Annotated in this window: 8 protein-coding genes; 3 read left to right on the top strand and 5 right to left on the bottom strand. The window is 56.5% G+C overall.

Annotated elements, in window-relative coordinates:
• Window positions 1–122 precede the first annotated feature (122 nt).
• A complete protein-coding gene (locus QZ329_RS09735; RefSeq protein ID WP_295751794.1) occupies window positions 123–329 on the bottom strand; it encodes a hypothetical protein in 207 nt (68 codons plus the stop codon).
• Window positions 330–502: 173 nt separating this feature from the next.
• On the opposite strand from QZ329_RS09735, the gene QZ329_RS09730 reads away from it, so the two are divergent.
• Both QZ329_RS09730 and QZ329_RS09725 read left to right on the top strand, forming a co-directional pair.
• The gene (locus QZ329_RS09730) at window positions 503–1,498 is read left to right on the top strand and encodes a helix-turn-helix transcriptional regulator (RefSeq protein WP_295751792.1); all 996 of its coding nucleotides are present in this window, start codon (window positions 503–505) and stop codon (window positions 1,496–1,498) included.
• Window positions 1,495–3,105 carry an ABC transporter ATP-binding protein gene (locus tag QZ329_RS09725; RefSeq protein WP_295751790.1) on the top strand — a complete coding sequence of 537 codons (1,611 nt, stop codon included), beginning with the start codon at window positions 1,495–1,497 and terminating at the stop codon, window positions 3,103–3,105. Before QZ329_RS09730 ends, QZ329_RS09725 begins: the two co-directional genes overlap by 4 nt.
• Before the next feature lie 230 nt (window positions 3,106–3,335).
• Here QZ329_RS09725 and QZ329_RS09720 read toward each other — a convergent pair whose 3' ends face one another.
• Window positions 3,336–6,413 (bottom strand): phosphodiester glycosidase family protein, encoded by a 3,078-nt coding sequence (locus QZ329_RS09720; RefSeq protein WP_295751788.1) that lies wholly within the window; start codon window positions 6,411–6,413, stop codon window positions 3,336–3,338.
• Between the two features lie 177 nt (window positions 6,414–6,590).
• Here QZ329_RS09720 and QZ329_RS09715 point away from each other — a divergent pair, with 177 nt between their 5' ends.
• Window positions 6,591–6,773, top strand: a complete 183-nt coding sequence (locus QZ329_RS09715) for a ferredoxin (RefSeq protein ID WP_295751785.1) — start codon at window positions 6,591–6,593, stop codon at window positions 6,771–6,773.
• A gap of 107 nt (window positions 6,774–6,880) precedes the next feature.
• Here the strand turns inward: QZ329_RS09715 and QZ329_RS09710 are convergent, their stop codons facing one another.
• The 3 genes from QZ329_RS09710 to prfB all read right to left on the bottom strand — a co-directional run bounded on the left by QZ329_RS09710 (window position 6,881) and on the right by prfB (window position 11,744).
• A complete protein-coding gene (locus tag QZ329_RS09710; protein WP_295751782.1) occupies window positions 6,881–9,043 on the bottom strand; it encodes a Tex family protein in 2,163 nt (720 codons plus the stop codon).
• 10 nt (window positions 9,044–9,053) lie between these two features.
• Complete coding sequence (locus QZ329_RS09705; RefSeq protein ID WP_295751776.1) at window positions 9,054–10,451, bottom strand: MATE family efflux transporter; 1,398 nt, start codon at window positions 10,449–10,451, stop codon at window positions 9,054–9,056.
• A gap of 168 nt (window positions 10,452–10,619) precedes the next feature.
• Entirely contained in the window at window positions 10,620–11,744 is a 1,125-nt protein-coding gene (prfB, locus tag QZ329_RS09700; protein WP_295751773.1) for a peptide chain release factor 2, read from the bottom strand.
• Window positions 11,745–11,799 lie beyond the last annotated feature (55 nt).

The following is an 11,799-nucleotide window of genomic DNA, read 5'->3' as shown; positions in this document are numbered from 1 at the left end:
TGTACTATCTGATAGTACACGGCACTACACCAGACTCTATTGCATTTTCTCATTTTCTCTGCTCTCCGGCAAGGTGTGGGGGAATTTGACGCTTACGCAGCAAAGCGGCTGGCCCGATTGATTCAGTGTTTCAAAATAGAAACCGCCACCGTGCCGGGTGGCGGTTTCTTCGTTTCACAACAATCCTTACCGTAATGCTCATGTACGGTAAAGAAGCAAGCAACCGAAAACAAGAGATAGACCGCCAGCACCACACTATTGCGAACCAAAGAAACCAAAAACCAAAAGACAAGCATTGTGGAAAGATCTAAACTTTTGGATTTTTCCACAATGCCGACTACTACGGAATCCCTCTCATTCTTTATTCCATAAAACCTATTGTAAATAATTTTTGGGTACAATGCTATATTAACAATAGGTTATAAGAAATTGTAGTTATTGTTGACCGCTTATACATGGAAATCGGAATTTAAAAATCGTACAATACGAGGAGGAGGAAAATATGATGGAGCGATTACCTGTTGGAAAAATTATACAAGGATTACGCAAAGCAAAGGGTATTACACAAGAAGAGTTAGCGGAAGTATTGGGCGTTTCAAGCGCAGCAATTTCTAAATGGGAAAATGGACAAATGTATCCAGATATTACACTGTTCCCCGTGATTGCCAGATATTTTCATATTTCCATTGATTGTCTGTTTGGATTTTCAAATGATTTGTCGGAAGAAGAATATCTAAAAAACAGGCAGGAATGTATAAAGTTATTTGCAAGCGGGAAGTGCCTTCATGGAATTGAGCGGATTAAAAGGCTGGTTTATTTATATCCAACAAATGATAGGATAAAGATTGATTTGCTAAAAAATGTACTTCCATATCTAGCTTTAGAAAAAGATTCCGAAATTCGTGAAAATTTAATCCGTCAGATGATTTTAATATGTCAGAGATGTATAGATGATAGTGTTCAGTCACAAAAACATTTCTTGCTTGCACATTTGTTTATTATGATTAAAAAGTACGAAGATGCGTCTGCCTGCCTTGTTGATGAAAATGAATTTATGGCAATAGACATGAAGAATAGTCTAATACTAAGAGAAAATAATGCAAATGCCATTGACATAATAGATTCAGCAATAAATATGTTAGGAATACAGTTGATATATGAATTGCGTAATAAGGTATCATATTGGATAAAAAACGACTTGACTTGCACAAAAGATATTTTAGAAAAGCAATGCGCTCTTATAACAGTATTAGGGCTAAGCCGTAATTTATATTTTATGGTTTATATGAACATGGCATATGTTTATTGTCTAAGCAGTCAAAAAAATGCAGCTTTAGAATTAATACAAAACTTTATCACAATGTATAAGGAAGATCCCATAAAAGATCGTATGCTTATCCATGTTTTTGTGTCAGGGTTTTCAAGCCAGCCGTTTGATCTAATAAGAAATACGTCTGCATTTATTGAACTAAATCAAATATTGAAGGAATATTTATGAAAAACTATGGCTATTTATTATCCTATTTCAAAAGGAAAAAAGTTTGTGCGCTATTAGCACTAATGCTCTTTTCATCCTTTATAACTTTGTGCCCGCCGTTCATTACAAGAATCCTCCTGGATTACGGTATTGCAAGGCTATCAATAAAAACCGTTTTGTTGAGCGGAATATGCCTGCTATTTGTTTATACTATCAGTTTTTTTGCTAATTATTTAATCAGCCAATCATTGATCCGGACTAGCAACTACTTTGTTGCAGATATTAAAAATGACTTGATTTCAAAGGTTTTAAAATTGCCTATGGAGTTTTTTGATAAACAACAGACAGGCTATATTTTAGAACGTGTAAAAGAAACTGATTCCCTAAATGTTTTTTTCTCGCCTGTATTTTTAAAATTTTTGACCAGTATATTTTCGTGTGTTGGAGCGTGGATATTTATATTGTCGATACGTTGGGAATTATCCTTGATATTGATTATATTTTTGCCTGTTTTGTATTACTTTACTAATTATTCAAGTATACAAATTAAAAAAGTTTCAAAAGCATTACTTGAAGCTAATGCACAAACATCCGGAAAGATTCAAGAAAATATAGGTGGTATTTCAACGATTAAAGAAATGAATTTAGAAAAACAGCGGGCAAATGAAATGGCTAAGCAAATAAGAAATGTTGCAGAACAATCCATAAAACGTAATAAGAAAATGAACCTTGCTTCTGAGGGTATACAAGGTTTTACTAATATATTTTCAGTTTTACTCATTATCTGTTCTGGATTATTTATAATTAATGGAAAAATGTCTATGGGCGATTACTGGGCAGTTTCACAGTATGCAACAGTAATATTTGCACCTATACAAATTTTGGCAAGTATTCGTGTTATGGTGCAGCCGGGGACTGCTGCTTTATCTAGAATCGGTACTATTTTAAGGCTTAAAACAGAGAATGAAATTGAGGGAAAGAGAAAAATAGAGAACGTTACCAAAGTATCGTTTACAGATGTTTCATTTGGGTACACGAACCACAATGTTATTCAAGACTTTAATATGGTTATTCATAAAAATGAGAAAATTGCATTACTCGGAAAAAACGGAAGCGGTAAGACAACGATTGCTAAGTTGCTCATGGGATTTTATAAAAACTACAAAGGTTCTATAAAGATAAACAACATAGAATTGAAAGAAATCTCGTTATCTGATTTAAGAGAAAAAATAGGCATTGTGGCACAAAATATTGTTTTGTTCTCTGGAACTTTGATAGATAATCTGATGTATGCTGCGCCACAGCTGACAGAAAACAAAATTACTTCAATTCTCCAAAAAGCGGGACTTGATATGTCTGAATTTGAAAATGGACTAAAAACTATAATAAGTGAAAACGGGAAGAATTTATCTGGTGGACAAAGACAGAAAATTGCGTTTGCAAGAATGATTATCAAAAATCCAGATGTTGTGATTTTTGATGAAGCAACATCCAACTTAGATGTCGATACCCAAGAATTGGTGCGGGAATCGGTAAATACATTATTTGCAGATAAAATTTGTATCATTATCACGCATGATTCACATATGGCAGAAATAGCTAATTCGATTGTGCGCCTTTCTGAATGACATCGGATTGATTTTTTAATGAATAAGATAGTCAAATAAATGAAAACTGTTTTTTGCTCTCAGTCAAAAGGCCCCGATATGCAGCGTAATCCGCATGCAGCCTCACCTCCTCTCGGAGGAAGCGGCCAGCCGCCTGCCTTTGCATTGCTGCGGCGCCCTGTTGCCAGAAGAAAACGGTTTTTGACAAAAGGCAAGACCCGGCGTAAACGCCGGGTCTCGCTTTTTTCGTCTTACAGCATGGTATAAAGAATCTTGGCCATCTGTCCCCGGGTGATGTTGGCCTGGGGGCGGAAGGTCCCGTCGGCATAGCCGCTGAGAATCCCCTGAGCCGACATGGTGCGGATGTAGAAGTTCGCGTACCCGGGAATCTCCCCGGCGTCGGCGAAGGCCAGCTCCGGCGCGGCGTATCCCTTCTCCTGGGACCGGCCGATCATGGCCGCCGCCTGGGCCCGCGTCAGGTTCCCGGCGGGGTTGAAGAAGAGCTTCCCGTCCTTCCCGGCGGAGCCGGTGACCACGCCTTCCTTATACAGCGCCCGGACGGCGGGCAGGGCCTGCTCCGGAATCTGGTCCAGGTCCGCGAAGGGCAGGGAGACCTCTGCGTACTTCGCCGGGTCCAGCCTCAGGGCGTTGTAGAGCATGACGGAGAAGTCCAGGCGGGTCAGCAGCTCGTCGGGCCGGAAGGTCCCGTCGTCATAGCCCTTGGAAATATCGTTGTTGTACAGGAAGTCACAGTAGTCCGCGCCCCAGTACTCCGCGGTATCCGTGAACTTGTGCTCCACAGCATAGGCCGGTATGTCCACGGAAACCCGGCCGATGTTACCGGAACGGTCTTTGGCGGTGACGGTGACCCGGCTCATCTCCTGGCGCTCTCCAGAGTCGGGGAGCGTCACGGTGAAGCGGCCTGTGGCGGGGTCGTACCCGCCCAGGGACGAGCCGTCCGCGCCGTTATAGGAGACGGTCACGTCCTTGGCCGGGAGAATGCCGTCCACGGCGTCCTGCACCGCCCCGGTGACGGTCCGCTCCTCCTGGTTCAGCTCCGCCGTAATTACAGGGGCCGCGCTGTCCACGATGCTGTCAAAGGTGCCCACCACCTGGTCCAGATAGAGGACGCCCTTGCCCGTGCCGCTGACCTCCAGGCCCCGGATGGTCATGCCGGGGGTGAGGTTGTTCACGGAGACCTGCTTCCAGCCGGACACGTCCAGAGTGGTCAGCGGCAGGACCTGCGTCTCCTCCTCACCGGCGCTGTAGAGGAGGGACAGCGTATTGCCGGAGCCGTTGCTGTTCACCCAGAGGTTCAGTCCGGTATAGGGTTCTTTCAAAACGGCGGGCTGAATCGTGGCGTTCCAGCGGGCCGCGCCCTGGGTAAGGTCATACTCCAGCCTGCCGGAACCTCCGCCCATGCGGACATAGTTCCCGTCCCGGTTCAGGCTGAAATTGGCCCCCTCGCCGGAGCCCCGGAAGATGGTGCTCTCGCCTTCGAAGTCCTCCAGCGTCTCCAGGTGCTGGGTGGAGACCGTCACATCGATGCTGGCGCTCTGGGGCCCGGCGGAGACGGTGATTTTTCCCGTGCCCAGGGCCGTGGCGGTGAAGAGGCCGTTCTCGTCAATCGTGCCGATGTCCCCCTCCAGAGCCCAGGTGAAGGCCGCCGGGTCCGCCTTCAGGGGCAGGTGGCGGTAGGCGGCGGAGCCGTGGAGCTGGACGGAGGTACCCGGGGCGGCGCTCAGCTCCGTGATGATGGCGTCATCCGCGTTCCGGACCGCCACGCCGTCCGGCGCGGCGATGGCGTGGATTACGGCGGAGCCCTGTCCGCCGCCGCCCTGGGCGGTGACGGTGATGTCCCCGCCCTCCAGGGGGGTGGTGAGGACATCGCCCGCCAGGGTCCCGGCGGAGGCGGTGAGCTCATAGCCCTCGTCCATGGGAATATAATGGGTGTCGATGGCGGCGGCGGAGAGAAGCACGCTGCTGCCCGCCAGGACGTAGGCGTTGTCGGCGCTGACGTGGAAGTGGTCCAGCTGCCCGGTGGGCTGGTTGGTGGCCACCAGGAAAACCTGGTTGGACACGGAGCGCTCCACCCGGTCAGAGGGCTGGTTGATCCGCCGGGCAGCGTACTCCGTGGGCTTCGTGACGGTCAGGGTGGTGGACCCGCCGCCGTCCAGGCACAGGGCGGTGACGCAGCCCAGCTCGACCAGCCGCCGGGCCACTTGGTCCATGGTGGCCCCGATGGAGTGACCGGCCTTCCGGCCGTCAATGGTGTAAAAGATCAAACTGCCGTCGTACCGCTGGCCCACGGCGGTGCGGGGGGCCGCGCCGGAGGGAAGGCCGGGGACCGCGGCCCCGTTCTGCACCAGGGCATACAGACTGCCCACGGCGTACTGCACATCGTTCCAGCCGGGGTCAGCGGCGGTGAGGGACAGCGTCAGCACCGCCCCCGCCGGAATGGAGCGAAGGGCAGCCAGGGTCTCCGCCGCCGCCTGGCCGTTGGCGGTGAGCACCACCTGATGGGGCGCCAGCACCGGGGAGGCCTCTCCCTCCGCCACCCGGTCCACCGTCAGCGTCATCGTGCCGCCGATGGCCAGCGTCCCCTCCTGCACGGAGCAGATTACGTCCACGCCGGGCTGGGTGCTGCCGGTGGTGTGGGAGGCGTTGAAGTCATAGGTGTACAGGAACACCCCCGCCTCCGTCCGGGCCTTGTTGACAGCGGAGACGCGGAGGGATTTTTCCAGAAGCTGGCCGGTGCCGTCGTAGAGGGGGCTGCCCAGCTCGTCGTAGAGGGGGTTCCCCTCCTGGTCGGTAAGGGGCAGGCCGGTGCCGTTCTGGACGGTGTAGGTCACATTGGCGGAAACGCCGGGCTTGCCCAGAATGGCGGTGCCGTCGGCGCGGAAGCCGATGGCGTGATAGCCCCCGTCGCTGGAGCGCAGCTGACCCTGGGTGACCACGATGCCGATGGGCAGGCCGTTGTTCACGTTGTAAAAATCGCCGTTGATGCCGGCCACCACCCGCCAGCCCTGCTCCTCCAGGGCCTTGGCAGTGTTGGAGACGCTGCTCCGGTCCGTGAGGACGCCGCCGTAGGTGACAATGGGGGTGACGGCGTCATTGGGCGTGTATGTAATCAGGTTCTCCGTCCGGTAATCGGAGCTGACGGTACTCCAGAAAACGTTGGTGGACAGCTGCGTCTCCCGGTTCAGCAGGGTGTCCGCCGTGGTGAGGTCGTCCCCCATGGCCTCCGAGGCCAGGGCGGGCGCCGCCAGCGCCGCCAGAAGGGAGAGGGCAAGGAGCAGGGAAAGCGCCTGGGGAAAAATTCGTTTCATAGAGGTCCTCCATCTTGTACAGGGTCAATCGAACGTTTCCACCATAGCACAAACCGGCTGGAAAGTAAATGACAATTCGTGAACAAAATTCGACGGTTTCCCCTGAAGTTTCCAGTCTGGACAAACCTCCGCTTTCGCGCTATGATAAAAGCAGGACGCCAAAAAGGAGGGACCGCCATGACCGTTACTGTGGATGCCGGGCGCTGCATCGCCTGCGGCATGTGCGCCTACGCCGCGCCGGAGGTCTTCCGCGTCATCGGAAGCGCCTCCACCGTGATTGCCCAGCCGGAGGGGAGAGACCCCCGGGTCCGGGACGCCGCCAACGGCTGCCCGGTCAACGCCATTCGGGTGAAGGGATGAAAACGCGTGAAGACTTTCGTCTTCACGCGTTTTTCTTTTTGTATTCCGCTCTTCATTTTTGCCGGGGTTCTTGGGGGAACGGGCGGCTGACAGCCGCCCCTGCGGGCCTATTTTGCCTGTTTCATAGAGAGGGAAATCCGTTTCTTTTTCTCGTCTACTTCCAGGACAACCACCTTTACCACATCCCCTACGGACACAACCTCGGAAGGGTGCTTGACATAGCGGTCCGCCACCTGGGAGATATGCACCAGACCGTCCTGGTGGACGCCGATGTCCACGAAGGCCCCGAAGTCGATGACGTTGCGCACGGTGCCTGTCAGCGTCAAGCCGGGCTTCAGGTCCTTCATCTCCAATACGTCCGTCCGCAGCACCGGCTTGGGCAGGTCGTCCCGGATGTCCCGCCCGGGCTTCATCAGCTCCGATACCACGTCCCGCAGAGTCGGCACGCCCACCCCGGCGGCCTCCGCCGCCCGCTCCTCGCCATAGGCGGCCACCTGAGCGGGGAGGCCCTGGAGCTTTCCCGCCTTTACGTCGGCCAGGGAGTGCCCCGTCAGCGCCAGCAGCTTCTCCGCCGCGCCGTAGCTCTCCGGATGGACGGCGGTGTTGTCCAGCACGGACGCGCTCTCCGGCACCCGGAGGAAGCCCGCGCACTGCTGAAAGGCCTTGGGCCCCAGCTTGGGGACCTTCAGAATCTGCTTCCGGGCGGTAAAGGGCCCGTTGGCCTCCCGATAGGCCACAATGTTTTTCGCCGTGGCCGCCGTCAGGCCCGAGACCCGCCGGAGCAGCGACGGGGACGCCGTGTTCACGTCCACTCCCACGGCGTTGACGCAGTCCTCCACTACGCCGTTCAGCGCCTCGTCCAGCCGCTTGGGGGAGCAGTCGTGCTGGTACTGCCCCACGCCGATGGCCTTGGGGTCGATCTTCACCAGCTCCGCCAGGGGGTCCTGGAGCCGCCGGGCGATGGACACGGCGGAACGGAGGTTCACGTCGTACTCCGGGAACTCCTCCGCCGCCAGCGGGCTTGCCGAGTACACGGAGGCGCCGGCCTCCGACACAATCATATAGGAGACCTTCCGCCCGGTCTCGTTCACCTGGCGGATGAGCTCCACGGCCATCTGCTCCGTCTCCCGGCTGGCGGTGCCGTTGCCGATGGCGATGTGCTCCACGCCGTGCTTCCCGATGAGCTCCGCCAGGACCGCGATGGCCTCGTTCTTCTTCCGCTCGTTATAGGTGGGATAGACCACGGCGGTGTCCAGCACCTTGCCCGTGCCGTCCACCACGGCCACCTTGCACCCCATGCGGTAGCCAGGGTCCAGGCCCATGGTCACCTTGCCCTTCACCGGCGGCTGCATCAAAAGGGGCTTGAGATTCAGGGCAAACTGGCCGATGGCCCCCTCGCCGGCCTCCTCCGTAAGGGCGCTGCGCGCCTCCCGCTCCAGGGAGGGGAAGATCAGGCGGTCATAGGCGTCCTCCGCCGCGGCCTTGACAAACTCCATGGCGGGCGTCCCCGGGACCACCGTCCGGCGGCGGAGGGTCCGCAGGCCCAGGTCCCGGTCCAGCTCCACGGAAACCTTCAGCTTCTCCTCCTTCTCCCCCCGGTTGATGGCCAGGACCTGATGTCCCTGCATCCGGGAGAGGGGCTGGACAAACTCATAATACAGCCGGTAGACCGTATCCTCCTCCACAGCGGCCGTGCTGTGGAGCGTCCCGTTTTTCGCCAGCAGGGTCCGGAGGACCTTCCGCAGCTCCGCGTCGTCGCTGAGCATCTCCGCCACGATGTCCGACGCTCCTGCCAGGGCGTCCTCCGCCGTCTCCACGCCCTTCTCAGGGTCCACGTATTTCGCCGCCTCCGCCAGGGGGTCCGGGCCGTCCGGCCTCTGGGCGAAGAGGAGCTCCGCCAGGGGCTGGAGGCCCTTCTCCCGGGCCATGGTGGCCCGGGTCCGGCGCTTTTGCTTATAGGGGCGGTACAGGTCCTCCACCTCCGCCAGGGTGGCGGCGGCGTCAATGGCGCGGGAGAGCTCCTCGGTCAGCTTCCCCTGTTCCGCGATGGCGTTTTTCACCGTCTCCCGCCGCTCCTGAAGGCCCCGGAGATAGGCCAGACGCTCCTCCAGGTTCCGGAGGGTGGTGTCGTCCATGGCCCCGTGGAGCTCCTTGCGGTACCGGGCGATGAAAGGGATGGTGTTGCCCTCGTCCAGCAGGCGGACCACGTTGTCCACGTACGGGGCGGGCTGGTTCAGCTCCTGGGCGAGCTGCGTGATGATCGCTTCCATAAAACCTCCGTTATCCGTTTCCTGCTAACTTCGCTTCCGCCGCCCGCATGGTCTTGCGGAGGAAGAGGATGCTCAACACTAAGGAGACCAGCTCTGAAATGGGGAAACAGAACCACACCAGGTCCAGAATTCCCGTCCGGGCCAGCAGCCACGCCGACGGCAGCAGCGCCACCAGCTGGCGGCAGACGGAGCAGATCAGCGTATGGACCGGGTTGCCGATGGCCTGACAGACGGACCCGGCGATGATGTCGAAGCCCGCCAGCAGGAAGGAGTAGCTGATGACCCGCAGGGCCACCGTGCCGATGGACAGCATCTCCGCCGAGGGGCTGAAGAAGCCCAGCAGGACGCCGGGAATCAGGTTGAATGCGGCGCAGCCGATTACCATGATTACCGTGGCCGTGGCGGCGGTGAGCTGGAAGGTCTTCCGCACCCGGTCCAGCCGGGCCGCGCCGTAGTTGTAGGAGATGATGGGCACCATGCCGTTGTTCAGGCCAAAGACCGGCATGAAGATGAAGCTCTGGAGCTTGAAGTAAGCCCCGAAGACCGCCGTGGCCGTGTCGGTGAAGCCGATGAGTATCTGGTTTATGCCGAAGGTCATAACGGACCCGATGGACTGCATGATGATGGAGGGCAGGCCCACCCGGTAAATCTCCCGGGCCACGGCCCGGTCCGGCCGGATGGCCCGGAGGCGGATGTGGATGTCCTTGTTGAAGCGGAGGTTCATCCAAAGGCCGATGAGGGCGGCCACAATCTGGCCGAACACCGTGGCCACGGCGGCCCCCGCCACCTCCAGCCGGGGAAAGCCAAAGAGGCCGAAGATCAAAATGGGGTCCAGGATGATGTTGATCACCGCGCCGATGAGCTGGGTAATCATGGAGTACACCGTCCGCCCCGTGGACTGGAGCAGCCGCTCAAAGCAGAACTGGCTGAAAATGCCGATGGAGAGCCCCAGGCAGATGCGGGCGTAGTCCGTGCCGTACTCCACAATGGAGGCGATGTCCGTTTGAGCCAGGAAGAACGGCCGGGCCAGCAGGAAGCCGCACACACCGAAAATCACGGCGCTGAGGAAGAAGACGAAAATGCCGGTGTTGGCGGCCTGGTCCGCCTGGTCCTGCCGCTTCTCGCCCAGGGAGCGGGACAGCAGGGCGTTCATGCCCACGCCGGTGCCGCCGCCCACGGCGATCATCAGGTTTTGAAGGGGGAAGGCCAGGGAGACGGCGTTCAGCGCGTCCTGGCTGATGCGGGCGACAAAGACGCTGTCCACGATGTTGTAAAGAGCCTGGACCAGCATGGAGATCATCATGGGCACCGCCATACCCGCCAGGAGGGGGGCAATGGCCATGGTGCCCATCTTGTTCTCCTGAGAGGCCGGGCCGGGAGAGGGTGATTGCATTTTGTTATCTTTCATCTTTTGAGTCCTTTCTGTATATGCAGAGTCTGACGGAAAAAGGACGCGGCTGTCACAGCCGCGCCTTTTCAAGGCTGGGGTTGGCTTATCACGCCTCCGGCGGGGAGTTGGACGGCGGTGGGAGCGCCGGGACCGCGCCGCCCTTGAGCGCCGCAAAGCCAAAGGGAGTCATTTCTTCAGCTCCCCCGTTGCCAGCTGGGTCAGATAAGCGTTCAGAAACCCGTCCAGGTCGCCGTCCATGACGCCGTCGATGTTGGCGGTCTCAAAGCTGGTCCGGGTGTCCTTTACCATCTGATAGGGCATGAAGACGTAGGAGCGAATCTGGCTGCCCCACTCGATCTTCATCTGCACGCCCTTGATGTCGGAGATCTTCTCCGCGTGCTGCTGGGCCTTCAGCTCCAGGAGCTTCGCCCGGAGCATCTTCATGCAGTTGTCCTTGTTCTGGAACTGGCTCCGCTCCTGCTGAGAGGCCACCACGATGCCCGTGGGCTTGTGAATCAGCCGCACGGCGGAGGAGGTCTTGTTGACGTGCTGGCCCCCCGCGCCGCTGGCCCGGTAGACCTGCATCTCAATGTCCTCGTCCCGAATCTCGATGGACTCGTCGTTCTCCAGCTCCGGCATGACCTCCACCGCGGCGAAGGAGGTCTGCCGCCGGGCGTTGGCGTCGAAGGGGGAGACCCGGACCAGACGGTGGACGCCGTTCTCGCTCTTCAAAAGACCGTAGGCGTTTTCCCCCTCGATGGAGATGGCGGCGGACTTGATTCCCGCCTCGTCCCCGTCCTCATAGTCCAGGATTTTATAGGTGAACCCTTTCCGCTCCACCCAGCGGGTGTACATGCGGTAGAGCATCTGGGCCCAGTCCTGGGCCTCGGTGCCGCCGGCTCCGGCGTGGAACTGCAAAATGGCGTTGCACCCGTCGTACTCGCCGGAGAGGAGGGTGGCCATCCGGGTCTCGGCGGTCCGGGCCTCCAGGGCGGCGTATTCGGCTTTCAGCTCCTCCAGAATCTCCTCGTCCTCGGCCTCCTGCCCCATTTCGCACAGGGCGGTCAAATCCTCCCAGGAGGCAAGCAGCTTCTCCTGCCTGGTGATTTTGTTCTGGAGCTGCTTGAGCCGCTGCTGTACCTTCTGGGAGCGCTCCAGATCGTTCCAGAACCCGTCCTGGGCGGTTTCGTCCTCCAGCCGGGCGGCCTCCTGCTTCGCCGCGCCGATGTCCAGGGCGGCGGAAAGCTCCTCCAGCTCCGGCCTGAGGTCCCGGAGCTTTTGCTTGTAAGCGTCGTATTCGATCAAAGCCATGACATGATTCTCCATCCCTAACAGATTTCGCAACGTATGTATTATATCGAAGGGA

The organism is uncultured Oscillibacter sp. (genome assembly GCF_910579365.1).
Classification (GTDB): Bacteria; Bacillota; Clostridia; order Oscillospirales; family Oscillospiraceae; genus Oscillibacter.
This window is presented reverse-complemented; position numbering and strand designations above follow the sequence as displayed.